This window comes from Acidisoma sp. S159 (assembly GCF_009766125.1).
Taxonomy (GTDB): domain Bacteria; phylum Pseudomonadota; class Alphaproteobacteria; order Acetobacterales; family Acetobacteraceae; genus Acidisoma.
This window is the reverse complement of sequence record NZ_LMUG01000067.1, coordinates 96,099-121,417: the sequence shown is the minus strand read 5'-3', so window position 1 is coordinate 121,417 and position 25,319 is coordinate 96,099. Positions and strand designations below refer to the sequence as shown.

Genomic DNA, 25,319 nt, shown 5'->3' with positions numbered 1-25,319 from the left:
GGCGGATGGGGCGAGGGCTTGCGACATGCCGTAAAGATAGTCGCCCAATGGGTCCGGGGCGAGAGCCGCATGGGAGACCTGTTGATACCCGGCCGGACCTAGCTCAGGGCGGCAGCCGCGACCCTCACGAAATGATCGATCGAGCCTGAGCCAGGTCGGCCTCCCTCAAGGCAAGCGCCCGATCCTCGATTTTCGCGACAACCCTTAGGCCAAGGCTGTTTGTGAGAAAGGCCGACTCGGCGCCCCCTAGATCGGACTCCGTCACGCTACCTTCCTCCGCGAACCCCGCCTCCAACAGCAGCCCTCGCGCGATGCCCGGAAGGGCACCATCGGCCACTGGCGGGGTCAGCCAGCGGCCATCGCGGCGGAGGAACAGCGTCGCGGCGGTCGCCTCGGCGATGGTGCCGCGCGTGTTGAGGAGCAGGGCGTCATCCATACCGGCCCGCGCCGCCTCCTGTCGGGCAAGGATGCCATCGCCATAGCCAAGCGCCTTAACGCGGGCGAGCGGGGACATCTCATTGCGGCAGGTGCCCCGCGCGATCACGAGTAGCGCTGGTGCGGGCGGCGACACAATCGGCGCCGCGGTGATAAGCAAAGTGGGAGTAGCCGCAGCGGGCGGCAGAACACCGCGCGGTCCGGCGCCACGCGTCACCGTCAGCCGCAATGACCCGACGTTCTGGTTCGCGGCGACCACGGCCGCCGCCGCGCCAGCGAGCGCGTCATCGGACCAGGGCAAGGGCAGAGCCAGCACCCCAGCCCCGCCCCGCAGCCGCGCCAGGTGACGGGGGAAATGGGCGATCACGCCAGCAGTTACGCGAATCGTCTCGAAAAGGCCGTCGGCAAGAAGGAAGCCGCGATCGGACGGCAGGATCGCCGCCTCGTCCGCAGCGCGCAGCCTACCATCGAGCCAGAGCATCATGGCGCTGGCTCCGAGAAGGCGGCGAGCAAGGGCGCGATCTTGACGCGCATCTCGTCGTATTCCGCCGCCGGCTCCGAGTCGGCGACAATCCCTCCGCCGGCCTGCGCGATCACCTCGTCCGCCGAGACGCTCAGCGTCCGAATGATGATGTTGCTGTCCATCGCGCCATCGAATCCGATCCAGGCGACCGCGCCGCAATAGGCGCCCCTGGCCGCCATCTCGACGTCCTCGATGATCTCCATGGCCCTGATCTTGGGCGCGCCGGTGACCGAACCGCCGGGGAAGCTCGCTCTCAGCAGATCGACCGGCCCCAAACCCGGCCGGAGCCGCGCCGTCACTTCCGACACCAGATGATGCACGGACGCGAAACTCTCGACGGCGCAGAGGCTTGGGACGGCAACGCTTCCGGTGGCCGCCACCCGGCCGAGGTCGTTGCGCATGAGATCGACGATCATGAGGTTCTCGGCGCGGTCTTTCATGCTCATGCGCAAGGCCTCGGCTTCGGCCAGATCCGCCTGCGGCGAAGCACCGCGCGGCCGGGTGCCCTTGATGGGCCGCGTCTCGACGCGTCCAGCGCTGTCGAGGCTGAGGAACCGTTCAGGAGAAGCGCTCAGCAGAGCCTCCCCTGTGCCCCAGGAGAGATAGGCCCCGAAAGGCGCGGGCGAACGGCGACGGAGTGCCAGATAGAGGTCGAAGGCCGCCATGCCCTCTGGCTTGGCGGCACGGAAGCTGGTCGTGACATTGGCCTGGAAGATATCGCCGGCGCGAATGTAGCCGAGCACCGTCGCCACCGCGTCCTCATAGCGACTCCGGTCGAGGTCGGGCTGCCACGCCGAGTCGCAGCCCATCCAGGTGGCGCGGTCCCGCGCAGGCCGAGCGAGCCTCGCCTCGGCCTCCGCGACGCGGGCCTTGGCGCGACCCCGTCGCAGGACGCCGGGCGGCGCGGGCAGCCCGGAAGCGCATAGCCAGACACGCCGCTCGCGATGATCGAAGGCGATCACGATGTCATGGAAGGCCACAGCCATATCGGGCAGCGCGGCAGGAGCGTGGCGGCGCGGTAGCCGTTCGAGATGATGGGCGAGGCCGTAGCCGAGAAACCCGACAGCGCCGCCCAGAAACGGCACGGGCCCCTTAGTCGGAGATGTCCGAAAGCTCGCAAGTTCAGCTTCGAGAACCGTGAACGGATCACCAGGCTTCAGGACACCATCGATAAAGACCCGGGTGCCTCGCGCTACGATGTGTCGGAACGGATCAGGCGCCAGATAGCTGTATCGGCTCCGCCTGCTCTCCGCACGCAATGAACCGGCGTCCGCGCTGTCGAGCCAGGTCAGGTGCGGCGCGCCGGCCCAGCAGGCCGCGGCGGCAGCGGGCTCCATCCAGTCCCGCTCCACGACCAGCAACGCGCCGCCCTCCCCGCTTCCCAAACCCGGCGCAATCAAGCACGCTGGCGGATGGCTGGGAAACGAGGAGGTGCGTCATCGTTCAGAGTCTCTCATCGACCTCGAACAAGGCCTGGGCGCGCGAGAGCCCGATATCGGCCAGCATATGGTCGTCCATCCGCTCAACCTCGCGGCGCAGCGATGCCTGCCGCCGGATACGGTTGATGTAGCTGGCCGTCGCGTGCCAGATCGACACCGGCGAAACTTCGATATGCCGGCCAAGCCGGATGGTCTGGATAGAGAGCGACATGACGATCTCCTTTTCCGCTTTGTCGTTGAGGAGAGAATGATGCAGCCATCCGCATTAGAAAAACGAATTGTATTTATCCTGAGGATCAGGCATTTTGATGCTCATGAGCCGTCCTCCCGCCATCGATCCCGACCTGCTTCGCGTCTTCGCCTTTATCGCGGAGGAGCGCAGTTTTACCCGCGCCGCGCAGCTCGTCGGGCGCACGCAATCGGCGGTTTCCATGCAGATGCAGCGGCTCGAAGCGCTGCTCGGCGCGCCGCTTCTCCATCGCGGGCGCGGCGGCAGTGTCGAACTTACCCGACACGGCCAGTTCCTGCTTGAACGCGCGCATCAGATGCTGGCGCTCAATGACGGCATCTGGTCGACCTTCCACGAACCCAGCATCAGCGGCGCGGTCTGCCTCGGCACGCCCGACGACTATGCGCTGCGCTTTCTGCCCGCGAGCCTGAAGCGTTTCGCCGAGAGCCATCCGAGCGTCGAGGTCGAGGTCGTCTGCGCGCCATCGGTCGAACTCGCCGCGCGGCTGAAGGCCGGCATGCTCGATCTCGCGCTCATCTCGGAAGGCCAGAAGGTGGAGGGTGGCACCAGCACGCCGCTCTGGCACGGCCCCTTGGTCTGGGTGACCTCGAAGCGGCATTCCGCCCATCGGCTGGATCCGCTGCCCCTCGCTCTGGCGGCCGGCGATTGCTGCTGGAGGTCGGCGGCGATCGACCGCCTGACTGCGGCGGGTCGGAGGTTTCGCATCGCCTATACCTCGGCCAGCCAGATCGGCTCGCTGGTGCCGGTCATGGCGGGTCTTGCCGTGACGGTGGCGCCCGCGACCATCCTGCCTGACGAGCTAAGGGTGATGGGCCATGAGGATAATGTCCCTTCCCTCCCCGACTACCAAATTATGATGACGAAGGGACGTGAGGCGCGGCAGCCGGTCACCGACCTGCTGGCGGATTATATCGAAGAGACCTTTCTGCAGGATTCCGAGAAGCCGCTACGCGCGAGTCCCGGCCTCGCCGCCTGAGGCAAGGCTGGCCAGCCCAAACTCAATTGGGCTCCGGCGTGCTGAGTGATTTCATGAGATCGAAGACGCGCTTGCGCACCCCTGGATCAGTGATCCGGTAGTAAGCCCGGACGACCTCAAGCGTTTCCCGTTTGTTCAGCGGCTCGTCCGAGAAGCCTTCCTGCTGCTCAGCAAAGGCGAGCACAGAGGATCGTCCTCCGCCGCTTTCCTGGCCGCCGGCACCGCCCAAGGCTCTGGGCATATCGTCGAAGAAGAAGCTGATCGGCACGTCCAGGGCGCGCGAGAGGTCGAAGAGCCGCGACGCGCCAACGCGGTTCATGCCGCGCTCGTATTTCTGGATTTGCTGGAAGGTCAGGCTCAGGGCATCGCCGAGCTTCTCCTGGGACATCCCGAGAAGCGTTCGTCGCAAGCGGATCCGCGACCCGACATGGACGTCGATCGGGCTCGGCCGGCCATCTCGCTCTGGCCGCTCCTGACCTACAAGGTCGCTCATTCAGGACGCCCGTGGCGCCAAAACCGCTGTACCCAAAATTTGGATGCTCGCGGAAGTGGAGCGTGTGGGGTCGCCCGGTCTCGATCCGGATTTTTCATCGTAACTCGACAACCCATGGGGGAAAAGGTGTTCGTCAAGGAATTGTTAACTTAGCGCTCAAAACTGTCAACGTAGCTCTTGGCGCCTCGACACAACCATTCGACGTAGCTCCGTTACACCGTCACATTTTTACTCAAAATCCTTAAAGATGAGATTACGCCCAAGAAAAGAGTCACTACCGCAAAGATGAGCGGGATGGTCAAGCCGCCTCGACCGAAGAGTGTCGGAGGGAGTGGCGGCGGCAATGCGCGAACCAAAACACCCGTCCGCCCTATCCCCAATCGACCGAGTTCCCGGCCGTAGGCATCGAAGACGGCCGAGATGCCTGTGTTGGCGGCGCGCGCCAGTGGCAATCCCTCCTCGACCGTGCGTAATCGTGCTTCCGCGAGATGCTGGCGCGGTCCACTGCTGTTGCCGAACCAGCCGTCATTGGTGACCAGGGCCATCCAGGCTGGGCGATCCCTCGCCACGATGATCTGCCCGGAGAAGATCGACTCGTAGCAAATCAACGGTCCGACCGGGGGTAACCCCAGCAGATGAAGTGTGCGCGGTCCTATCCCATGGCTGAAACCTTGCCCGGGCAAAATCTGGATCGGCATCCAGGCCGGCTGATACTCCCCGAACGGCACGAGATGCCACTTGTCGTAGATCGCTGCGAGCGGACCCGCCCCATCAACGGCTGCGAGACTATTGTAGTAGCGTTGGCCATCACCCAAACGGATAGTACCCGCCAAAACGGTTACCCCTGGGCCAACGGTCTCCGCGATCGCCGCACGCGCCCCCGCATCCGACCCGAGGAAGAAGGGCGAGGCGCTCTCCGGCCAAAGAACCACGACTGGTCGCTTGCCGTCCGTCTGCGCTAAAGCTTGCTCGGTTAGCCTAAGGTAGCGGCGGAAGAGCGTCACGGCGCCGGCCTGATCCAGAACCTGCCCCGTCGCGGCATTGCCCTGTATGATGGCGACCAGCGGCTGCTGAGGCTGGGGGAGCGGCTGCAGGATGGAGAGGCGCAGTGCTCCTGCGCCAGCCCAAAGTAAAAGGAGCGCCAGCGAGGCCGCCGCACCGCGCCGGCCGAGAACCGGCAATCCGCTTGCGATCAACGTCAGGATGGTAAGGCCCAGAACGCCAATCCAAGCCGCGGGCTGGAGGAAGATTGTCCCGATCGGGCCGGGAATTGCCCAGTCGGCGCCCCAGGGGTTCCAGGGGAAGCCGGTCACGACGAATTGGCGCACAAAGTCGGCGAGGCCCCAGGTGCCTGCGAAGACCAGGAGTCTCGGCAAGCCCGGCGCTGCCTTCCAGGCCGCAAGGCACGGCACCAGGATGAACAGGGCCAGGATGACCGCCAGGCCCGGCGCCGCGAAAGGCACGAGCCACCAGAACTGCGCCGCTTCGAGAAGGATCGGCTCGGTGATCCAGTAGAGCCCGATAAGGTGGTGACCGAAGCCAAAGGCGAAGCCGATCCAGGCGGCCTGCCGCCAGCTCGCGGCGCGGCCGACCAGCCAGAGCATCCCCGGCACCGCGAGCCACAGGGCCGGCACGAAATAGAGCGGCGGCAGGGCCAGGGCGGAAATCAGGCCGAGGGCGAAAGCGTAAAGCGGGGAGTGGCGCATGCGCGCCGGCTACAGGGGTGCGGCCCTGTCGGCAAGGCGAGTTCTGCGAGCGCTGGCACAGAGTGTGATTCTTGCGTAAGGCGAGTTTTCAAGCTCGGAACACTATGCTGACCCTTCCCCTCCTCGCGCTCGACGCAAGCTCGACACGATGCGTGGCCGGGCTATGGGCGGATGGCGCGATGCGTGGCGAGATCAGCCGCGAGGGACCGACAGGCGAGGCGGCGCTACTGCCTCGCCTGGTCGCCGATCTCCTCGACGCCCAGAGCGTAGCACCCCGGAACCTGGCGGGGGTCGCGGTGGTCGTGGGGCCCGGCAGTTTCACCGGCATCCGCGCGAGCCTCGCTTTTGCCCATGGTCTCAGCCTCGCCGCTGGTTGCCCGATCATCGCTGTCACAGTAGCGGAGGCGCTGGCGGAAGGCGTTGGGCCACGGCTGGGCGCGGGTTTGTGGTGCGCGCTGGATGCCCGCAAAGGCCGCGTCTTCCTGTCGCGGTCCGACGATCCGGCGGATTGGCTGGCGACGAGTGTCGATGCGGCGCCGATGCCGGATGGCACTGTGCTGATAGCCGGCGATGCCGCGATGCCGCTTTGCGACGCCCTTGCCGCGCGCGGTGCCGCGGTCAGCCCTGTCGCGGCACGCCGCCCGGAACTCGCAGAGGTCGCAGCCGCCGCGGTGAGGCGGTTGCGCGGCGAAAGACCCGCCCTGGCGCCGCTGCCGCTCTATATCGACCCGCCACGGGCTTTGCCGCCGCGCGGGGGGTTGCGCCCGCCGCCAGGCTCCGCCTCATGACGATCGAGCGAGTCGGCGCGGGCCATGCCGCCGTTCTCGCGGCGATTCATACGGCGAGCCTTGCGGCGGTCACACCTTACGGCAGCGGTGGCGAGGTCTGGGGCGCCAGTGCCTTCGAGGCCCAGCTCAGCATGCATGGCGTGGTCGCGCTGCTCGACCGGCGCGGCGGCATGGCGTTGGTCCGGATAACGGCGGACGAGGCCGAGTTGCTGACGATCGCCGTCATCCCATCGGCACGCCGTCGCGGCGTCGCACGCGGGCTGCTGCTGGCGCAGATGGCAAACGCGAGCGAACTCGGCGCGCGGCAGATGTTCCTGGAGGTCGCGGTCGGCAACCGCAACGGGCTTGCGCTCTATCGGAGCCTCGGCTTCGAGGATGTCGGGCGGCGGCGCGCCTACTACGCCAATGGTCAGGATGCGCGGGTGATGCGCGTCGCTCTACCGGTTGCCACCGCGACCTGGCGGCGGCAGTCTCGGCCTATGCGCATCCATGTTCACAACGGCTCCGCGCCGTCCATTTTCACGGTCAAAGAAACGCAATTCGCCGAGGCCGCGGCACGCGCGGGCGCCGCGCACGCGGTGAGTTTCGGCAACTCGGCGGAGGCGCTGAAGGCGGTGCTGCCCGAGGTCGAAGTCCTCGTCTCCGGAACGGGACCACTCGCTGAGGTCCTGCCGCTGCTTCACCCCGAGCATGCACCGAAGCTGCGTCTCATCTTCACTGTCGCGGCGGGTATCGACAGCCTCCCGCGCGACCAGATGCCGCCGGTGCCCTTCATCAACAATCGCGGCGCGCATACTGAGAAAGCAGCGGAGTTCGTCACCATGGCGCTGCTCATGCTGACGAGCGGCATGCCGGGGTTCATCAAGGATCAACAGGAAAAACGGTGGGAGCAGCGGTTTTTCCGAGGGCTGCGCGGCCGCAAGCTGACGGTGCTCGGGCTGGGCGCCATGGGCGGCGCCTCGGCGGAGCAGGCGGCGCATTTCGGCATGGAGGTTACCGGCATTCGCGGCACGCCCAAGCCGCATCCCGCCTGCCGCAGCGTCGTTGGCGTGGAGATGCTGGACGCGGTGCTGCCGGAAACCGAGTTTCTGCTTGTTTCCTGCCCGCTGACCGACAAGACCCGCCACATCGTCGACCGCCGGCGTCTCGCTTTGCTGCCTAGGGGCGCCTTCCTCATCAACATCGGCCGCGGCCCGCTGATCGAGCAGACGGCGCTGTGCGACGCGCTCGACGGCGACCATCTGGGCGGAGCGGTGCTCGATGTCTTCGACCCGGAGCCGGTGCCGGTCGATGATCGCATCTGGACCACGCGCAACCTGGTGATGACGCCGCATGCCGCGGTGGATGATGTGGTGAGTTACATCCCCCGTTCGCTGGACGTTTTCTTCGCCAATCTGGCGGCGATGGAGACGGGTGAGCCGTTGCTCACGCCGGTGGATTTCGCGCGGGGATATTGAGCGCGTGGCTAAATCAGAAACACACGCGGGCGGGCATTGAAACACTTTGTTAGAACCAACTCATCAATCCTCTCAGCGGTGGCGCAAACTTGAGCGCTCCAGAACAAAAAGAGGATAAATACGGATGTCGTCTGCTTTAGGAGCTTACGCCCCCAATCATCATCTGACTGTCTACGAGCCCTATAGAGCGAGGTATGGCCAAGCGCCCGGTAACGCGACGTATGACCAACCTGGATGTGAAGGTACGGTACGCCAACGGTCCCTGTGCGATACCCGATTTACGGGAGACTCTTTCATCCAGCACAACAGACTCAGTCTCGAGCAAGTTATTTGCCGCCGCGACCCGAGTTCGGCGGAAGTATGCCGCCGCCCGCCGTCTTCAATGAGCCTTGGGCTAAGGAAAACGACGAGCCTGGGTCCTTCTACTGTTGGGGACAACGGTATCTATTCGAGTACGAAGGACCCGTTCCAAAACAGCCGCCGACGCCTCGTACCGAGTGCACGAAGCCTCTCGACTACTACACTCAGAGCAAACTCTAGAGGCGTCACCGCCCGCCCGACACCGTGACGACCGTGCCCGTCACATAGGAGGCCGCCGGAGACAACAACCAGGCCACCGCCTCGGCGATGTCCTCGGCCTCTCCGATGCGGCCGAGGACGACGCCGCTCCGCGCGGCGAGCGCGCGCATTTCCTCAGTCGCCATGTCGGTCGCCGTCATGCCGGGCGCGACGGCATTGACGCGGATGCCCTCCCCGCCGACCTCGTTGGCGAAGCCCTTGGTGAAGCTCTCCACCGCGCCTTTGGTCGCCGCATAGGCCGTCAGCCCCGGAAGACCACCCGTGCGGGCCGCGATCGATGAGATATTGACGATACCGCCGCCTTGGCCGCCATGACCGCGCGACATCCGGCGCACAGCCTCCCGCGCGCAGAGAATTGTGCCGAGCACATTGACCGCGAAAATGCGTTCCAGCGCGGCCGGCTCATGCGCATCCACCCGGCTCACATCACCTGTAATGCCCGCATTGTTGACGAGCGCCGTCAGCGGTCCAAGGACTCGATCGGCGGCGGTGAACAACGCGCCCACCGCCACGGGGTCGCCGACATCGCCGGCGAGCGCCTCGGCGCGGCCGCCGGCAGCGCGGATCTCGGCGACGACGCTTTCAGCCGCCTCCGCCCGCTGGGCATAGTTCACGCCGACGGCGTAACCACGGGCCGCCAGGATGCGGCAGATGGCGGCACCGATGCCTCGGCTCCCACCGGTAACAATCACAACCCCGGACATCGTGTTCAGACCTTTGCCACGTGTAGAAGGTTGGTGCCGCCCGACTGGCGGAACGGGATGCCGGCGGTGAGAACAATCTCCTGGCCCGGCTGGGCATAGCCTTCCTGCCGCGCGGCCTCGCGGGCCTGCTCGGCGGCATCCGTGAAGGAGTCGATTTCCGCAGAGACAACGCCATGGACCCCCCAGACAACGGCGAGACGGCGCGCGGTCTCGGGGCGCGGGGTCAGTCCGATAATGGGGCAATCCGGCCTTTCCCGCGCGACGCGGAGCGCGGTGCCGCCACTCGCGGTAAAGGCGACAATCGCGGAGGCGCCGATGGTATGCGCCACCTGTTGAGCCGCCGCGGCGATGGCATCCGCCGAATAGGGGTCGGGGTCCGGGCGAGAGGCGTTGGTGATGTCGCGCCAGCCCTCGTCTTGCTCCACCCTCGCCACGATCCGGTCCATGATATTGACGGCCTCGTAAGGGAATTGTCCGGCCGCTGTTTCGGCCGAGAGCATGACGGCATCCGCCCCATCGAACACCGCCGTCGCGACATCGGAGGCCTCGGCGCGGGTCGGCGCGGGCGCGGTGATCATGCTCTCCAGCATCTGCGTCGCCACCACCACCGGCTTGCCGAGCTGGCGGGCGGCGCGAACGATGCGCTTCTGCGCAAGCGGCACTTCCTCCGGCGGCAATTCCACGCCGAGATCGCCGCGGGCGACCATGACGCAGTCGGTCAAGCGCAGGATCTCGTCGAGATTTTCCAGCGCCTGGGGCTTTTCCATCTTGACCATGATCCAGGCCCGGCCGGCGGCGATTTCGCGCGCCTCGATCACATCCTCGGGGCGCTGCACGAAGGACAGGCCGATGTAATCGACCCCGGCCGCGAGCGCGAAGTCGAGGTCGATGCGGTCCTTCTTGGTCAGCGCGGGGATCGGCAGGATGACATCCGGCACGTTGACGCCCTTGCGGTCGGAGAGCGCGCCGCCGACCAGCACCTCGGTCTCGAGATGATCGTCGCGCTTGCGGGTTATGCGCAGCCGCAGCTTGCCGTCATCCAGCAACAGGTTGGTGTTGATGGCGGCGGCGGCGATGATCTCGGGATGCGGCAGGTTGCAGCGGCGGGAATCGCCGGGTGTCGCGTCCAGGTCTAGCCGGAAGGTCTGGCCGGTCTGGAGATGCACCTTGCCGCCGGCAAAGCGGCCAACGCGAAGCTTGGGGCCCTGAACATCCGCCAGGATGCCGATCGGGTGGTCGAAGCGGCGCTCGATCTCGCGGATCGAGGCGATGCGGGCCGCGTGGTCCTCGTGGCTGCCATGGCTGAAATTGAGGCGGAACACATCGGCGCCGGTCTGGAACAGCCGGGTGATGATCTCGGTGGTCGAGCTGGCCGGGCCGAGCGTCGCGATAATTTTGGTACGGCGATGGCGGCGCAGCCGCTGTGAGGCGATCGGCGTTCTTGAGAGCGACATGCGGGACGTCCCAGCTTGAATTGGCGGCCCGAGCGGCCGAGCGCATATCGGCCCGCCCCAGTGTCTCGGGGCAGGTCGATAGCCGCGGCATCAGCCATCATTGCGGGACGTGAATCAACCCCTACCGGCGTGAGAAGAGAGGGTGAAGAGCCCCCTCCCTATGCAGTCAGGCCGCCGCACTCTCGTCGTCGCGGCGCTCGCTGACGACGCGGTTCGCGAGGCTTGCCTGCGGTGCGTCGGTAGTCATCTTCGCGCTGATCCTGCCCCGGCTATGATGGACAGGTTGTGGTTCGCTGACCCAGCTATGGGCATGCACCAGGCCGTCGTCGAAATCGTGCAAATGGGACATCGGTCTTCTCCTATTCCGCCGCCTGGGCGGGGGTGTCGTGGAACTGTTCGGTTTCGGTGCTGCCGGCCATGGCCGTGGTGGAGGAGCGTCCGCCGCTCGCCGTGACGGCGACGGCATCGAACCAGCCGGTGCCGACCTCGCGCTGGTGGCGCGTCGCCGTATAGCCGGCGGCCTCCGAGGCGAATTCCGCCTGTTGGAGTTCGGAATAGGCCGCCATGCCGCGCTCCGCGTAGCCGCGCGCCAGGGTGAACATGCCGTGGTTGAGGCTATGGAAACCGGCGAGTGTGACGAATTGAAACTTGTAGCCCATGGCGCCGATTTCGCGCTGGAAGTCCGCGATCTTGGCGTCCGGCAGCTTCTTCTTCCAATTGAAGCTCGGCGAACAGTTATAGGCCAGCATTTTGCCCGGAAACTGCGCGTGGATGGCTTCCGCGAAGCGCGCCGCCTCTTCGAGATTGGGTTCGCTGGTTTCCCACCACAGCAGATCGGCATAGGGCGCGTAGGCGAGGCTGCGGGCGATCGCGTATTCGACCCCCTGCCCTTCCCGGATGCGAAAAAAGCCCTCCGGTGTGCGCTCGCCGGTCAGGAACGGCCTGTCACGCTCATCCACATCCGAGGTCAGAAGCTGCGCCGCGTGGCTGTCGGTGCGGCAGAGCAGGACCGTCGGCACACCCTCGACATCGGCGGCGAGGCGGGCGGCGTTCAGCGTGCGGATATGCTGGCTGATCGGCACCAGTACCTTGCCGCCGAGATGGCCGCATTTCTTCTCGGATGCGAGCTGATCCTCGAAATGGACCCCGGCCGCACCGGCCTCGATCATCGCGCGCATCAGCTCGAAGGCATTGAGCGGGCCGCCGAAGCCAGCCTCGGCATCGGCGATGATGGGCGCCATCCAGGGCTGGCCCTCATCACCCTCCAGCCGCGCGATCTGATCGGCCCGGCGCAGCGCATTGTTGATGCGCCGGACGACAACCGGAACCGAGTTGACTGGGTAAAGCGACTGATCGGGATACATCTCGCCGGCGACATTGGCGTCCGCCGCGACCTGCCAGCCGGAGAGATAGATGGCCTTGAGCCCCGCCTTGACCTGCTGCATCGCCTGGTTGCCCGTCAGCGCGCCCAGGGTGTGGACATAGGGCTCGGTCTTGAGCAGGTGCCAGAGGCGGCGGGCGCCCATTTCGGCGAGGGTATGGCGGATCCGGAAGGAGCCCGAGAGCCGCTCGACTTCCTGCGGCGTGTAGTCGCGGCGAATGCCGCTGAAACGTTCGGGGTCGTCTTGGCTGATGGCGTCCAGCATGGCGCGGTTTCCTTTGGCAGCGTCTCAGTCAATGTTTGACACAAGCTCGGCCAAGGTTCATCCGGGATTACAGTCTCACGATGGCAACAGCGTTGTTGGATTTACGGAGAGGCTTGTGAAGGCGTAAAGGCTTGTAAATGTCGCGTCCTCTCATCGGCCGCACGGTGCGCCGACTTCGTCAGGAGAAGGGCATCTCCCAGCAAGCGCTGGCGGCCCGGCTGGGCATCTCCGCGAGCTATCTGAACCTCATCGAGCATGATCAGCGCTCGGTAACGGCGGCGCTGCTGATCAAGCTGGGCGAGACTCTGGAGGTCGATCTCGGCGTGCTCTCCGGCGTGCAGGAACGCGACCGGGAGGGACGGCTGCGGGAGGCGCTTACGGATCCGCTGCTCGGCGCCGAGGCGGTTTCCGAGGCCGACATCGCAGCACTCGCCGCGATCCCGCAGGCGTCCCAGGCTGTCCTGGCGCTGTATCGCGCGCTGCGCGTGGCGCGGGAGGATGCGAGCGGCATCGCTCTGCCGAGCGGCCGCCGCATCATGCTGCCCAACGAGGAAGCCCGCGATGTCTTCCACGAGCGCAACAATCACTTCCCCGCGCTGGAAGCCGCCGCCGAAGCCCTCAGCGATGCGATGTCGAGCGAAGGCTCCTCGCTGGCACCCGCCGAACGCAACCACGCCATCGCCGAGCGGCTGCGTCAGCGCCACGGTCTGGTGGTGCGGGTAGCGCCGTTGCAGGGCGCGTTGCGCTCCTACGATCCGGAGGCGCGGTTGCTGATCCTGTCGGAGCAACTGCCGCGCGAAAGCCGGGGGTTTCACCTCGCCTTCCAGCTCATGCTGCTGGAAGCGCGCGACACGGTGGAGACGGCCGTCGCTCAGATCGCGCCCTCCTCGCCGGAGGCGGCGGGGCTTATCCGCATCGGTCTGCTCAACTACAGCGCTGGCTGCCTGTTGATGCCGTATCGCCCTTATCTGGCGGCTGCCCAGGCGCTGCGGCATGATGTGGACGTGCTCGCCGCACGCTTCTGCGTTTCGTTCGAGCAGGCCTGCCACCGGCTTTCGACGCTGCAACGGCCTAGCGAGCGTGGCATTCCGTTTTTCTTCCTGCGCACAGATCCGGCCGGGAATATCACCAAGCGGTTCTCGGCGGCCGGTTTTCCGTTCCTCCAGCATGGCGGCTCCTGCGCGCGCTGGGTGCCCCATACTGCCTTCACCACCCCCGGCGCCATGCGGGTCCAGGTGGCGCAATTGCCGGACGGGGCGACCTTTCTCTGCTTCGCCCGCACGGTCGCGGGACCGGCCACCGGCTGGGGCGATCCGCCGCCCATCCGTGCCGTGACCTTGGGTTGCGACGTGAGCCACGCCACGGAACTGGTCTATGCGGATGGGTTGGACGTCGCGCGCGGCGTCACCGGCATCGGTCTCGCCTGCCGTCTCTGCGAGCGAGCGGATTGCCGCAGCCGGGCCTTTCCGCCGCTGGAGCATCGTCTGGCGCTCGATCCCTATATGAAGGGCAATAGCCCCTATCGTTTCGAGCCGCGGCCCCGCCCCTAGCGCGGCTTGCGACGCGCGGACGGCACAGGCATCTAACGGCCACGAGACTTAGAGGAACGAGCAATCATGCAACGCGAGTCGATGGAATTCGATGTCCTGATCGTGGGCGCCGGCCCCGCCGGACTCGCCGCCGCTATTCGCCTCAAGCAGCTCGAACCCGAGACCTCGATCTGCATCGTCGAAAAGGGCAGTGAGGTCGGCGCCCATATCCTGTCAGGCGCCGTCATCGAGCCCCGCGCCCTGGACGAGCTTCTGCCCGACTGGCGCAACATGGACAGCCCGATCAAGACCGAGGCGAAGGACGATCGCTTCTATTTCCTCACCGAGAAACACGCCTTCAAACTGCCGACGCCGCCCCAGATGCATAATCACGGCAATTACATCGTAAGCCTCGGTGATGTCGTCCGCTGGCTCGCGACGCAGGCGGAGGGGCTGGGTGTGGAGATTTACCCCGGCTTCGCGGCCGCTGAATTACTAGAGGAAGGCGGCCGCATCGTCGGCATCGCCACGGGCGACATGGGCCTCGACAAGAGCGGGCATCCGGGCCCCAACCACCAGCCGGGCATGGAATTGCGCGCACCCTATACGCTCTTCGCCGAGGGCTGCCGTGGAAGCCTGTCCAAGCAGCTTATGGCGCGCTTCGATCTCAGACGGGGTGTCGATCCGCAGACCTATGGGCTTGGCATCAAGGAGCTGTGGGAAATACCGGCGGCCAATCACAAGCCGGGCCTGATCGAGCATAGCTTCGGCTGGCCGATGGATCGCAGCACCTATGGCGGGTCCTGGCTGTACCATTTCGGCGACAATCTGGTATCCTACGGTTTCGTCATCGGGCTGGACTACAGCAACAGCTGGATCTCGCCCTTCGACGAAATGCAGCGTCTGAAGACCCACCCGCACATTCGGAAACATTTCGAGGGCGGGCGGCGCATCAGCTATGGCGCACGGGCGCTCAGCGAGGGCGGGTTACAGTCGATCCCCCGCCTCACCTTTCCCGGCGGCGCGTTGCTCGGCGATGCGGCGGGGTTCCTCAACGTGCCGAAGATCAAGGGCACCCACGCGGCGATGAAATCCGGCATGCTGGCGGCCGAAGCGGTAGCGGAGGCGCGGGCGACAGGATCGATGGAGCCCAGCAGCTTCACCGCTAAGGTGCGCGGGAGCTGGCTGCACGAGGAGCTATCCTCAGTGCGAAACATTCGCCCGTCCTTCGCGAAGTTCGGCAACCTCGGCGGCTTTCTCTACTCGGCGATCGACACCGTGCTGTTGCGCGGCAAGGCGCCCTGGACCTTCCATCACCCGCATGCCGATAACGAGACGCTGGAACCGGCCCGCGACGACGATCGCATCGTCTATCCCAAGCCGGACGGTGTGCTGACCTTCGACCGCCTCTCCTCGGTTTTCATCAGCAACACCAACCACGAGGAAGGCCAGCCGGTGCATCTGCACCTGCGCGACCCGGCGGAATGGTTGCCGGTGAACTGGGAGAAGTTCCGCAGCCCGGAAAGCCGCTACTGTCCCGCCGGAGTCTATGAGGCTGTCGGAGTCGCGGAGGGTCATCCGCAGTTGCAGATCAACGCGCAGAACTGCGTCCACTGCAAAACCTGCGATATCAAGGACCCGATGCAGAACATCGACTGGGTCACGCCCGAGGGCGGCGGCGGCCCGAATTATCCTGGCGGCATGTGAGGCGAACGATGACCGAGATCGACAACACGATGCGGACGGAGCTGGAAGCGGCGGCCTTCCGCAGCCTGGTCGCGCATCTGCGCGAGCGGACCGATGTGCAGAACATCGACCTCATGAATCTGGCCGGCTTCTGCCGCAACTGCCTCTCGCGCTGGTATCGCGAGGCGGCGGAAGCGCGCGGCGTGGCGCTGCCCGACCCCGACGCCCGCGAGATCGTCTACGGCATGCCTTACAAGGAATGGCAGGCGCTCCACCAGAAGTAGGCGCCTGCGGCCGCGATTGGGCAGATCGGCTCAGAGTGAGCCGATCGAGCGTTTCTTGGCCCTCTGAGATCCCGATCAGGCGCTAGAGGCGCGTTTCCTGCATCTCCGGCAAGAAGTTGGAGGGGATGCGCGGCGGAACCTGCCGGTAGCCCGGATCGTTGTAGTACCAGTCGTAGAGCCGATAGCCGCCGTAGGTGAGCGCCGTCCCCGCTGCCAAGACACCCACAACCGGCAGCGCGTATGAATAGACTGGCCAATCTTCGCCCATTTTGGGACTGATGCGGGTTTTGACGCCTCCGGACAGCCCCGGGGGCGTCCCCCAGTAGGTTTTATTGGGCCTGTTATCGCCAAAATTGGTGATCGCGTTGGACACCGCACCCGCAGCGCTGACGATATTGCCTTTGACCCACTCCCAAAACCCCGGCGGCGACGGACCACCGCCGAAGCCGCCTGTTGCTCCGTAACCTGCACCATCCTTCGCCTTCAAAAGCGTACCGAAGCCATCTTTCTGCGGTCGCGCATCAAGCGATGAATTGTTTGCCTGTCGCGTGGAAATGCGGATGTTCGAGGTATCGATGCCCATAGCGCGATCCCTTCAATGAGGACCTGCAGCAAACATCTCAAAGGGTTTACACAATATTACTTTAGGTGCCGATTTTGAGTCTCGATTATCTTTTCTTAACGATGATTTCGTTTGCGGCCTTTTCCGCCCCTGAATGGTTCCGGCCGCTCGGGGCAGCGGGAGTGGTTCGAGAGATGGATTGGGCCGGTGTTCGATTGACCACAGCCGCTACGGCGGGCCGATGTGCTCTTTTCGCCGATGCCGCGGCCTGGTCGCGCATCTACTCGAGCAGTCCGATGTGCAAAACATCGACCTCACGGATCTGGCTAGCTTCTCCCGCAGCTGCCTCTCCCGCTGCTATCGCGAGGTTGCTGACACGCGCGGCGTGGCGCTGCCCGATCCCGATGCCCGCGAGATTGACTACGGAATGCCTTACAAGGAATGGCAGGCGCTCCCTCCAGAAGTAGGCGCCTACTATAGGGCGGGATGAAAGCAGATCAGGATGAGCCGACGAAGTTGCCCTTCTTGCGCTCCTGAGAGCCTGATCAGGCTTCAGACGGAGGCTCGCCGGATCGGCGGCAGGACTTCAGCCGGATAGGGCGATTGGACCAGCTGGTAAGCGGGGTCGTTGTACCATCTGTAGAGCCGATGGCCGACATAGCCGCCAGCGCCAGCAAAAGTAACGACAACGACGGCCGGCAGAACGTAAGGATAGATCGCTTCACCCGCCGCGTATCCCTGTTCGCCCGCTGCGTATACCGGCTCACCCCCGCCCGATTTGGGACGAAAGGTTTTGTTTAAGTCCGGTCGCATGTACCTAGGCTGGTACCCAACGACCGCCCTATATGCGGTGCTCGCGGCGCCGGAGATACTGTCTCCTACCGACTTCCAAAATCCCGGCGGCGGCGGACCGAAGCCGAAGCCACCGGTTTCCCCAAGGCCAACACCATCTTTCATTTTCTTGGGCTTCAGCAGTTCGCGAAACGCATCTTCCTGCTGCCGCAAAGCACGCGATGCAGGATCTGCTCGTGAAGCGGCGATGCGGTTGTTCGAGGCACCGATGTTCATAGCGCGCAACCCCTCAATGGAGATGCGTAGGGAGCCGCCTAAAGCGTTTACACAATATTACGTTGCGAGCCGTTTTTGGTTTTCATCTATCATTTGTAAACTTCGATCTCGTTTACGGCCTTTTGCGCCTCTCAACGGTTCCAGCGCTCCCGCGGCGGCTGTGATTCGCGACATAGGAAGGGGCCTGGGCGCGGTTGACCATCGCCGTCCGGGCGGGTTAATGCGCCCTCCCCCGCCGTTGCCCGAGGAGTTACCGACATGGCGCTCGACACCACCGAAACCGCCGATGCCGCCTCCCACAGCAATATCGCGGCCGACCGCCTGCGCAGCATCATCGAGCGCATTGAGCGGCTGGAGGAAGAGCGCAAAGCGCTCGGCAGCGACATCAAGGACATCTATGCCGAGGCGAAATCGGCGGGCTTCGACGTGGCGGTGCTTCGCCAGCTGATCCGCATCCGCAAGCAAGAGCCGGCGGATGTCGAGGAGCAGGAGACCCTCCTCGACGTCTACCGCCGCGCCCTCGGTATGTGACGCCGGGTGGCGCTACAGCGCCGCCAGCACATCCTCCGCCCGGCTGGCCTCGAAGCTGCCGGCCTCCTCAACGCCGAGGAACGTCACCTTGCGGTCGTCCGCGACCAGCGCGTAGCGCTGCGAGCGGATGCCCATGCCACGGCCCATGAGGTCGAGCTGCAGACCGAGCGCGGAAGCGAAATCCGCCGAACCATCCGCCAGCATGATGATGCGGTCATCCACTGCCCGGTCCTTGGCCCAGGCGCGCATCACAAAGGCGTCGTTGACCGCGATGCAGGCCACGGCATCGATGCCCTTCGCGCGAAAAGCCTCCGCATTCTCGAGGAAACCGGGTAGGTGGCGCTCGCTGCAGGTCGGCGTAAAGGCGCCGGGAACGGCGAAGAGCACGACCTTGCGGCCGCCGAAGATTTCGTCCGTCGTCACCGCGCGCGGGCCATCGGCTGTGGCCTGGGTCAGCTTGATGCTGGGGATGGTATCGCCGACTTTGATCATGGGATGCTCCGTGCTCTCACGTTGAACGCGAAGTCCTAACCCCGGCCCGCCGCCGAGTCACCTAGGCGCGAAGACCTCAACGACACGCGGCATCGTGCGATACCGCAGAGCGCCCCGCTTGCGGAGGAGCCCTGGCCGCGCCAAATTTCGAGGATGGCCAAAAAGCTCGCATCCTTCGACTCCGACCCGCCCGCGCCTACGCCCGCGTCAGAGGAGGCGGATCGCCGGCTGACCGGCCAGATCCTCGCCGCGATGCCGTTGCTCGATGACCCGCGCTTTGCTCATAGCGTCATTCTCGTCTGTGCCCACAATGCCGATGGGGCGATGGGCATCATCCTGAACCGTTCGCTCGACCGGCCGAATTTCGAGGGGCTGCTGAAGCAGCTCGACATCAGCCCGGTGCCGCCGCAGCGGCAGATTCGCCTTTGCGCCGGCGGCCCGATCGACAGCGTGCGCGGCTTCGTCCTGCACACGCGGGACTGGACGGCCGAGAACAGCCTGGCGGTCGATGAGGATTTCGCGCTGACCACGAGCCTCGACATCCTCAAGGCGGTGGCCGAGGGCAATGGTCCTCGCGAATGCCTGCTGGCCCTGGGCTATGCCGGCTGGGGACCCGGCCAGCTCGACGAGGAATTCGGCAACAACGCCTGGCTATCGGTGCCCTCGGACGAGGCCCTCATCTTCGACGCCGACAATGGCAGCCGCTGGCGCCGGGCCCTCGACAAGCTGCATGTCGATCCGGCGTTGCTCTCACCAACCGCTGGGCACGGCTAGGCGGGGGCGCTACGGCGCATGATGACCTTATACTGAACCGCGCCCAAAAGATCCGTCATGGCACGCGAAGGCGTGCGGGGCACCCCGTGCCATCCACGCCTTACTTTTGTGAAGCTAGCAAGGCGTGGATGCTCGGCCTTCGCCGAGCATGACGAGGTGGAATGACTGCGGTGCAAATTAAAGACATTCCACGCTAGCTTCGGATCATGTGGCGGTTGAGACGCGCTTCGGCGAAGCCGAATCCGCGGGTGATGATGAAGGTCAGCACAATATAGATCGCCCCCGCGATAAGCAGCGGATTGGTCGAGTAGCTGACCGCCACAAGCCGTCGCGCGACCCCTGTCAATTCCATGAGCGTGATGGTGCTCGCCAGCGCCGTGGATTTGAGCTGGATCACCACCTCGTTGCTGAGCGCGGGCAGCATCAGGCGATAGGCGCGCGGCAGGATGATGCGGCGATAGGCAAGCGCCCGGCTCATGCCAATGGCGGTTGCCGCCTCGCGCTCGCCATGCGGCACCGCCAGAATGCCGCCGCGCACGACCTCCGCGAGATAGGCCGCCATGTTCAAGGTCAAAGCGATGAGGGCGCAGGGATAGGCATCGCGCAAGAAGACCCAGGCGAAGGAGTGACGGAGAAAGGCGAATTGTCCGAGGCCGTAATAGATCAGGAAAATCTGGATCAGCAGCGGCGTGCCGCGAAAGAAAGCGGCGTAGCAGAAGGCGACACTCCGCAGCACAGCGCTATGCGATAACCGTGCGAGCGCCAAGGGCAGGCTGAGCACGAAAGCCGCTACGACCGAGATCGCGACGAGCTGAATGGTCAGCAGCGTGCCAGCGATGAAGCCTGGGCCGTCGTAATTCGTCCAGAAGGCGGAAAGCGTGTTCATCGCCTCATCTCCGCAGCACGCCGCGGCTGGAGAAGCGCTCCAACGCGTGAAACACCGGCGTGGAGCCCGCGAGAAGCAGAAGATAGAGAAAGGCAGCGACAAGAAAGAACGTGAAAGGCGCGCGTGTGACCTGAGCGCCGATATTCGCCTTCTCCATGAGTTCCTGCAGCCCAAGAACCGAAACCAGCGAAGTATCCTTCAACAGATTCTGCCAAAGGTTGTTGAGGCTGGGCAAAGCAACGCGCCAAGCCTGTGGCAGATGAATGCGCAGAAAAACATGGCCCGGCCGCATGCCAAAAGCACGTCCCGCCTCGATCTGGCCATGCGGCACCGCGAGGAAAGCGCCGCGAAACGTCTCCGACGAATTGCAACCGAGCACGAGGGAAAGCGCGAAGACGCCACCCGCGAAGGGGCTGAGCTGCGCGTCCGCTTTGGTCACCATGTAGATGAGATTGGTGAGGCCGAAATAGCAGATCAGCAGGATGACGAATTCCGGAATGCCCCGGATGAGATTGGTGACCGCCGTCACCACCCGCCGCAACACGACGTTCCGCGACATCTTGGCACCCGCCAGCAACATGCCGAGCAGAAGGCCGCAGACCAGACAGGTAAAGGCAAGTTCCAGGGTGACGGCGACACCGACAAGCAACTGCCAGCCGTAACCCTGGAGATCGATCACGTGATGACCCGCGACATCACCGTCATCCCCGGTGAAGAATGCCCGAGCATGACGGCGACAGAATCGGCGCTAGGACTTCGGCGCCATGCTGAAAGGGAAATATTCCGCGTTCACCTTGGCAAAGGAACCATCCTTAAGCACCTGAGTGATCGCGGCGTTCAGCGTATCGCGCAGCTTGGTGTCGTCCTTGCGTACCGCCATGGCGGTATTGCCTGAGCCCAGCGTCGCCGGATCGACCAAAGGCTTGCCGAGGTAATCGAACTCCGCCTTGCCGCCCTTGCGCAGGAAATCATAGGCGACGGGCTGGTCGCAGACCGTGGCGTCGATCCGCTGCGCCTGCAGATCCTGAAAAGCCTGGTCCTGTCCGTCATAGGATTTGACGGTCGCGATACCCTTCAGAGTCTTGTTGGCCCAGACTTCCTCAATCGTCCCGCTCTGCACGCCGATTGTCTTGCCCTTCATCGTGGCCGGATCCTCGGTGATCGCCGAGCCTTTGGGACCGACCACCACGACGCCGTTAAAGGTCACGGGCGAGGTAAACGACACGCTTTTCTCACGCGCATCGGTGATGCCCATCTGCGACAGCACCGCGTCGATCTTATGCGCATTGAGCGCCGCGATCATCGCGTCGAAACTCATATTCACCCATTTGCACTGGATCTTCGCGACGGCGCAATATTGGTTGCCGAGTTCGATCTCCATGCCTTTCAACTGGCCACTGGCGGCGGTGTATTCGAAGGGCGGATAGTCCGCCTCGGTTCCGATGCGCACGACATCCTGCGCATAGGCATGCACCGTAAACATCGCGCCGCCCGCGATCACCGCACCCCAAAGCCAGTTTCTCATGAGACGCCTCTTTCTCGTTTTGCAGTCGTGAACATCAATGTGTCAGCATCCGCGAGAGGAACTGACGGCAGCGCTCGGAATTCGGGCGCAGGAAGACCTCGTCGGGCGTGCCCTCCTCCTCCACCCGCCCCTGATGGAGGAAAATGACGCGGCTCGCCACGCTGCGGGCGAAGGCCATCTCATGCGTCACCACCAGCATGGTGCGGCCCTCCCGCGCGAGATCTCGCATCACGGCCAGCACCTCGCCCACCAGTTCGGGATCGAGCGCCGAGGTCGGTTCGTCGAACAGCATCACGGCGGGTTCCATGCAGAGCGCGCGAGCGATGCCGACGCGCTGCTGCTGGCCGCCCGAAAGCTGCACCGGATAGGCATTGCGCTTTTCGGCGAGGCCGACCTTGGCGAGCATCGCCTCGGCCCGCTCGGTCGCCTCGCGCTTCGACAGTCCCAGGACATTGCATGGCGCCTCGATGAGGTTCTGCAGCACCGTCATATGGGTCCAGAGGTTAAATTGCTGGAACACCATGCCGAGACGGCGGCGAATCCGCTCCACCTGGCGGCGGTCGGCGGGGGCCTGGGTGCCATCCTTGTGGCGGCGCATGGCGATGAGCTCGCCATTGACCCAGACCTCCCCGGCATTGGGCATTTCGAGCAGGTTGATGCAGCGCAGCAGGGTCGATTTGCCGGAGCCGCTGCTGCCGAGGATGGCGATCACATCATGGTCATGGGCAGTGAGGGAGACGCCCTTGAGCACCTCGAGGGGGCCGAAGCACTTATGCAGGTCCTCGATCCGGAGCGCCTCGGCGGCCGTCCCGCGCGGCGTGCTGGCGTCGAGGACGGTGGTGGTCGACATGGCGATGGGCCTCCGCTGGGCGAGGGCGAAGTTGGGTGGACGGGGTGCGGGTGTCAAGCTGGGGGTGTGGGGTGGGTTTGATCTCGGGCGGGGACTAGTGGGCGATTTTGCGGCGTTCCGCTTAAACCGCTGCTCCTGCTTCACCTCATGGGCCACGGCGGGGCATATCCGCTGCTACGTGCCTTCTTCGGGGCGGTCCGATGGTAAGTAGATCCGGACTCTTTGAGAAGTATGCCGACAATTGGCCTCGCCGGGCAGGCTAAGCCAAGATGCGCGCTCTACGGTGAATTTCGCGATTACAGCTTCATGCCTCAATCATAATAAGACGAAAGCCACGATATCGTTTTCGAAGCGCCATGCGAATGACGACGACCGCCCAAACAATGCCGATCACTCCCCCTATTGACGTAGCCAAAACCACACCAGCATGCCCCAGCGACACAAAGAAATGTCGGAAGATTACTATCCCGACGCCCGACAAGGCTCCCAGCCCCACACCTCCGACAAATCCTCGCCAAAGAAAAAGCCAGTAAATGCGGAATACTCTACCCCAGGTGATATCGATCGGCTGCATCCCGAGATCCTAACCTATTCAACGTTAAGAACTCGCAAATTCCTGTCGTGTTCAGTTGGCCGGCCGGTCGAAAGAGCGTCGGTAACGAGATGGCGGCGGCGCAGGGTGTTGTGGGCAGCTTATAAACGACGACGGCTGAGGCCGGGGTGAGTGGAGGCTGGATATGGCGCTGACGCGGAGTTTCAAGGATCTGGTGCAGACGCGCATCGCGCGCGAGCCCTCTTTCGGCGAGGCGTTGCTGCGCGAGGGGATCGACGCGCTGTTAACCGGCGACGTGGACACCGGCAAGGCGATCCTGCGCGACTACATCAAGGCAACCGTCGGCTTCGAGACACTGGGCAAGACGGTCGGGGCTACCGAAGAGCCTGGTTCGGATGCTTGGTCCTCGGGGTAACCCGCAGGCGGGGATTTTGTTTTGTATTATCGGTATCTAGAGAGGTAGGTGTGGGGGTTCGATCGTAAGGGAAGATACTAAAAGCGCTTCTCAATGTTCCTCTGGATGTTATTCGTCTGCCGTTAGGTCGGTTAGAATATATGACCGCTTCGAGAATTGAGACCGCTCGATAGTTTTGATTGAAATTGTTGCCAACCAGCGGCGTCCAAGCTCGAGGCCTTCATCCTTAATGCGGCTCAAAAATGCTTGACTGAGCTGAGAGCCAGCCACACCAGTTATAGTCTCATCATTATCTTCGCGAACAAAGTCGAATGTCCTGGCAACAGGAGAGAGTCCAACGAGTTTTCCCCTTACCTTTTCTTCTCTTTCAGAGATGCTGCTATCATTGGCTCGAAACGACGCGCGACTTACGGCTTGTCTGTTAAAGTAACGCTCACGGTCACTTTCTATTATACGCAAAGTCCCTTCGGAATCTTGCAAAGCCTTTATCAAATCTCTCAAACTGATCATCAGACGGTTATCAATATTGTCGAGAGCTTTTTCAAACTCCAAGTCCTCTGCATAGGCAAAGTGATGTATTAGATCAGTGACTTCAGAAATTGCTATCTTTACGGTCGAAGCGAACAGTTGGGGCTCCTCCGCTCCCTCTTCCTCAAGCACGAACCCGAATGAGCCATGCAATGTTCCAGTGATATTTAGCCGCGCTTGTACGCGATCGGGGATCGGACCACTCTGACGAAAAGTACCGTGAACACGGCCGACGGCCTGCTTTGTGATCAAATCCTGATATGCTGCGAGACTGCGAGCAGCAAAGTCTGTATCGATTGAGCGTGATCCTTGCACTCGCGGGCCACCGAAAACCAGCGTCGCGGTACCCGTCGTATCTGTGGAAGTATCTAAAGCCTTTATCTCCTCGGCGACCGCATCGCGGCGACTCCGAAGCGAGATTGATGTCAACAGCGCATCTGACGGCACTTGATCGACCAAACGATTTAAAGCTGCCTGTTCTGCGAAGAGAATGTCACGGGTTAGCTTACGGTTCACAACGCTCTCCTCTGCGACAGCGCAGCTCCAGCTAGCGCATCGGCCGCAGGATCAGGGAAAGGAACCTGCAGGATCCCTTTCCACTCCCCATTCCGGCTATGACTGAAGAGACCGTACCAATAATGCGTCAACGGCACCAAGCTGGCAGACTCTACGTCTAGTTCCACTATATACGCATCACAGTTAAAGTCGAGTTTTGAGGCCGGCATGAAAAGCCCCGCTAATGTGGAAAGTTCAGCCTCGACGAATTGCGTCCATTGCGCGGGCGCCCTTACTGAAATCGGCCGTGAACGAACGAAACGACATCAATATCACCTGGGGGACGACCCCGCAGATTTTCGCAGTCCTCAACGAAGCTACCCGCAATCCACTGGAAGCCGGTAAAACCAAGCGCCTCAAGCTTCTCTCGATAGCGAAGTAGACCCTCTAACATGCTCCCTCTGGTTATCGACGTTGCGAAGGTAGTTGCAAGATTTGCCATGTCAGTAAGGTAAGGTGCCCGATCGGCGGACACCGCCGGATCGCCACCCAAGAATGGAGGCAACAAACCAGAATGAGACAGAGAAGGAATCATTAGCGTCACAAGATTATGGAATGGTTACGATATCGGTAGATTTTGGGCCGGGATAGCCCTTTCCTGCTCTGACGTAACTCGATCCAGGGTTTTGAG

General features: G+C 63.7%; 30 protein-coding genes. 10 read left to right on the top strand and 20 right to left on the bottom strand.

The window, feature by feature from the left end:
- Positions 1 to 124 precede the first annotated feature (124 nt).
- From GSQ92_RS23225 to GSQ92_RS23215, 3 genes are read right to left on the bottom strand one after another with little or no spacing between them, the layout of a single operon-like run.
- Complete coding sequence (locus GSQ92_RS23225; protein WP_158806036.1) at positions 125 to 919, bottom strand: aminotransferase class IV; 795 nt, start codon at positions 917 to 919, stop codon at positions 125 to 127.
- Entirely contained in the window at positions 916 to 2,343 is a 1,428-nt protein-coding gene (pabB, locus tag GSQ92_RS23220) for an aminodeoxychorismate synthase component I (protein WP_254065942.1), read from the bottom strand. Before pabB ends, GSQ92_RS23225 begins: the two co-directional genes overlap by 4 nt.
- A gap of 58 nt (positions 2,344 to 2,401) precedes the next feature.
- Positions 2,402 to 2,608, bottom strand: a complete 207-nt coding sequence (locus GSQ92_RS23215) for a DUF1127 domain-containing protein (protein WP_158806035.1) — start codon at positions 2,606 to 2,608, stop codon at positions 2,402 to 2,404.
- Positions 2,609 to 2,711: 103 nt separating this feature from the next.
- Here GSQ92_RS23215 and GSQ92_RS23210 point away from each other — a divergent pair, with 103 nt between their 5' ends.
- Positions 2,712 to 3,623 (top strand): LysR substrate-binding domain-containing protein, encoded by a 912-nt coding sequence (locus tag GSQ92_RS23210; protein ID WP_158806034.1) that lies wholly within the window; start codon positions 2,712 to 2,714, stop codon positions 3,621 to 3,623.
- A 22-nt stretch (positions 3,624 to 3,645) separates the two neighbouring features.
- Here the strand turns inward: GSQ92_RS23210 and GSQ92_RS23205 are convergent, their stop codons facing one another.
- Both GSQ92_RS23205 and lnt read right to left on the bottom strand, forming a co-directional pair.
- The gene (locus GSQ92_RS23205) at positions 3,646 to 4,116 is read right to left on the bottom strand and encodes a helix-turn-helix domain-containing protein (RefSeq protein WP_158806033.1); all 471 of its coding nucleotides are present in this window, start codon (positions 4,114 to 4,116) and stop codon (positions 3,646 to 3,648) included.
- Between the two features lie 212 nt (positions 4,117 to 4,328).
- Positions 4,329 to 5,822, bottom strand: a complete 1,494-nt coding sequence (gene lnt, locus GSQ92_RS23200) for an apolipoprotein N-acyltransferase (RefSeq protein WP_158806032.1) — start codon at positions 5,820 to 5,822, stop codon at positions 4,329 to 4,331.
- 104 nt (positions 5,823 to 5,926) lie between these two features.
- On the opposite strand from lnt, the gene tsaB reads away from it, so the two are divergent.
- Complete coding sequence (gene tsaB / locus GSQ92_RS23195) at positions 5,927 to 6,610, top strand: tRNA (adenosine(37)-N6)-threonylcarbamoyltransferase complex dimerization subunit type 1 TsaB (protein ID WP_159014103.1); 684 nt, start codon at positions 5,927 to 5,929, stop codon at positions 6,608 to 6,610.
- Positions 6,607 to 8,067 carry a GNAT family N-acetyltransferase gene (locus tag GSQ92_RS23190; RefSeq protein ID WP_158806030.1) on the top strand — a complete coding sequence of 487 codons (1,461 nt, stop codon included), beginning with the start codon at positions 6,607 to 6,609 and terminating at the stop codon, positions 8,065 to 8,067. The genes tsaB and GSQ92_RS23190 overlap by 4 nt, the downstream gene beginning before the upstream one ends.
- A gap of 545 nt (positions 8,068 to 8,612) precedes the next feature.
- Here the strand turns inward: GSQ92_RS23190 and GSQ92_RS23185 are convergent.
- From GSQ92_RS23185 to aceA, 4 genes are all read right to left on the bottom strand, one after another.
- Positions 8,613 to 9,350: an SDR family NAD(P)-dependent oxidoreductase gene (locus GSQ92_RS23185; RefSeq protein ID WP_158806029.1), complete on the bottom strand. Its 738-nt coding sequence runs from the start codon at positions 9,348 to 9,350 to the stop codon at positions 8,613 to 8,615.
- Positions 9,351 to 9,355: 5 nt separating this feature from the next.
- Positions 9,356 to 10,804, bottom strand: a complete 1,449-nt coding sequence (gene pyk / locus GSQ92_RS23180) for a pyruvate kinase (protein WP_158806028.1) — start codon at positions 10,802 to 10,804, stop codon at positions 9,356 to 9,358.
- Positions 10,805 to 10,970: 166 nt separating this feature from the next.
- Positions 10,971 to 11,153 (bottom strand): hypothetical protein, encoded by a 183-nt coding sequence (locus tag GSQ92_RS23175; RefSeq protein WP_158806027.1) that lies wholly within the window; start codon positions 11,151 to 11,153, stop codon positions 10,971 to 10,973.
- Between the two features lie 10 nt (positions 11,154 to 11,163).
- Positions 11,164 to 12,450, bottom strand: coding sequence for an isocitrate lyase (gene aceA, locus GSQ92_RS23170; RefSeq protein WP_158806026.1), 1,287 nt, complete (start codon positions 12,448 to 12,450; stop codon positions 11,164 to 11,166).
- Positions 12,451 to 12,587: 137 nt separating this feature from the next.
- Here aceA and GSQ92_RS23165 point away from each other — a divergent pair, with 137 nt between their 5' ends.
- The 3 genes from GSQ92_RS23165 (at position 12,588) to GSQ92_RS23155 (ending at position 15,949) form a co-directional block, all read left to right on the top strand.
- A complete protein-coding gene (locus tag GSQ92_RS23165; protein ID WP_158806025.1) occupies positions 12,588 to 14,000 on the top strand; it encodes a short-chain fatty acyl-CoA regulator family protein in 1,413 nt (470 codons plus the stop codon).
- Positions 14,001 to 14,081: 81 nt separating this feature from the next.
- On the top strand, positions 14,082 to 15,686 hold the full coding sequence (locus GSQ92_RS23160) for an electron transfer flavoprotein-ubiquinone oxidoreductase (protein ID WP_158806107.1): 1,605 nt from the start codon (positions 14,082 to 14,084) through the stop codon (positions 15,684 to 15,686).
- 8 nt (positions 15,687 to 15,694) lie between these two features.
- A complete protein-coding gene (locus tag GSQ92_RS23155) occupies positions 15,695 to 15,949 on the top strand; it encodes a DUF1244 domain-containing protein (RefSeq protein ID WP_158806024.1) in 255 nt (84 codons plus the stop codon).
- 82 nt (positions 15,950 to 16,031) lie between these two features.
- Here GSQ92_RS23155 and GSQ92_RS23150 read toward each other — a convergent pair whose 3' ends face one another.
- Entirely contained in the window at positions 16,032 to 16,532 is a 501-nt protein-coding gene (locus GSQ92_RS23150; protein WP_158806023.1) for a hypothetical protein, read from the bottom strand.
- 220 nt (positions 16,533 to 16,752) lie between these two features.
- On the opposite strand from GSQ92_RS23150, the gene GSQ92_RS23145 reads away from it, so the two are divergent.
- Positions 16,753 to 17,001: a DUF1244 domain-containing protein gene (locus GSQ92_RS23145; RefSeq protein WP_158806022.1), complete on the top strand. Its 249-nt coding sequence runs from the start codon at positions 16,753 to 16,755 to the stop codon at positions 16,999 to 17,001.
- A 62-nt stretch (positions 17,002 to 17,063) separates the two neighbouring features.
- Here GSQ92_RS23145 and GSQ92_RS23140 read toward each other — a convergent pair whose 3' ends face one another.
- Positions 17,064 to 17,579: a hypothetical protein gene (locus GSQ92_RS23140; RefSeq protein WP_158806021.1), complete on the bottom strand. Its 516-nt coding sequence runs from the start codon at positions 17,577 to 17,579 to the stop codon at positions 17,064 to 17,066.
- Between the two features lie 258 nt (positions 17,580 to 17,837).
- Here GSQ92_RS23140 and GSQ92_RS23135 point away from each other — a divergent pair, with 258 nt between their 5' ends.
- A complete protein-coding gene (locus GSQ92_RS23135) occupies positions 17,838 to 18,110 on the top strand; it encodes a DUF2312 domain-containing protein (RefSeq protein WP_158806020.1) in 273 nt (90 codons plus the stop codon).
- Positions 18,111 to 18,122: 12 nt separating this feature from the next.
- On the opposite strand, the gene GSQ92_RS23130 is transcribed toward GSQ92_RS23135, so the two are convergent.
- The gene (locus tag GSQ92_RS23130; RefSeq protein WP_158806019.1) at positions 18,123 to 18,602 is read right to left on the bottom strand and encodes a peroxiredoxin; all 480 of its coding nucleotides are present in this window, start codon (positions 18,600 to 18,602) and stop codon (positions 18,123 to 18,125) included.
- Positions 18,603 to 18,755: 153 nt separating this feature from the next.
- Between GSQ92_RS23130 and GSQ92_RS23125 the strand changes: the two genes are divergently transcribed.
- Entirely contained in the window at positions 18,756 to 19,376 is a 621-nt protein-coding gene (locus GSQ92_RS23125) for a YqgE/AlgH family protein (RefSeq protein ID WP_158806018.1), read from the top strand.
- A 193-nt stretch (positions 19,377 to 19,569) separates the two neighbouring features.
- On the opposite strand, the gene GSQ92_RS23120 is transcribed toward GSQ92_RS23125, so the two are convergent.
- The 5 genes from GSQ92_RS23120 to GSQ92_RS23100 form a co-directional block, all read right to left on the bottom strand.
- A complete protein-coding gene (locus tag GSQ92_RS23120; protein WP_158806017.1) occupies positions 19,570 to 20,262 on the bottom strand; it encodes an ABC transporter permease in 693 nt (230 codons plus the stop codon).
- 4 nt (positions 20,263 to 20,266) lie between these two features.
- Positions 20,267 to 20,941, bottom strand: coding sequence for an ABC transporter permease (locus tag GSQ92_RS23115; RefSeq protein WP_216850607.1), 675 nt, complete (start codon positions 20,939 to 20,941; stop codon positions 20,267 to 20,269).
- 69 nt (positions 20,942 to 21,010) lie between these two features.
- Positions 21,011 to 21,787, bottom strand: coding sequence for a transporter substrate-binding domain-containing protein (locus tag GSQ92_RS23110; protein ID WP_174246741.1), 777 nt, complete (start codon positions 21,785 to 21,787; stop codon positions 21,011 to 21,013).
- Between the two features lie 34 nt (positions 21,788 to 21,821).
- Entirely contained in the window at positions 21,822 to 22,637 is an 816-nt protein-coding gene (locus GSQ92_RS23105; protein ID WP_158806016.1) for an ABC transporter ATP-binding protein, read from the bottom strand.
- Positions 22,638 to 22,941: 304 nt separating this feature from the next.
- Complete coding sequence (locus GSQ92_RS23100) at positions 22,942 to 23,211, bottom strand: hypothetical protein (protein ID WP_158806015.1); 270 nt, start codon at positions 23,209 to 23,211, stop codon at positions 22,942 to 22,944.
- Between the two features lie 163 nt (positions 23,212 to 23,374).
- On the opposite strand from GSQ92_RS23100, the gene GSQ92_RS23095 reads away from it, so the two are divergent.
- Positions 23,375 to 23,605: a hypothetical protein gene (locus GSQ92_RS23095; RefSeq protein WP_216850606.1), complete on the top strand. Its 231-nt coding sequence runs from the start codon at positions 23,375 to 23,377 to the stop codon at positions 23,603 to 23,605.
- Positions 23,606 to 23,713: 108 nt separating this feature from the next.
- Here the strand turns inward: GSQ92_RS23095 and GSQ92_RS23090 are convergent, their stop codons facing one another.
- The 3 genes from GSQ92_RS23090 to GSQ92_RS31840 are packed head-to-tail and all read right to left on the bottom strand — an operon-like array spanning position 23,714 to position 25,223.
- Positions 23,714 to 24,649, bottom strand: coding sequence for a hypothetical protein (locus GSQ92_RS23090; RefSeq protein WP_158806014.1), 936 nt, complete (start codon positions 24,647 to 24,649; stop codon positions 23,714 to 23,716).
- Positions 24,646 to 24,930: a DUF6932 family protein gene (locus GSQ92_RS31845; RefSeq protein WP_371418088.1), complete on the bottom strand. Its 285-nt coding sequence runs from the start codon at positions 24,928 to 24,930 to the stop codon at positions 24,646 to 24,648. The genes GSQ92_RS23090 and GSQ92_RS31845 overlap by 4 nt, the downstream gene beginning before the upstream one ends.
- Complete coding sequence (locus GSQ92_RS31840; RefSeq protein WP_371418084.1) at positions 24,921 to 25,223, bottom strand: DUF6932 family protein; 303 nt, start codon at positions 25,221 to 25,223, stop codon at positions 24,921 to 24,923. The genes GSQ92_RS31845 and GSQ92_RS31840 overlap by 10 nt, the downstream gene beginning before the upstream one ends.
- Between the last annotated feature and the right edge of the window lie 96 nt (positions 25,224 to 25,319).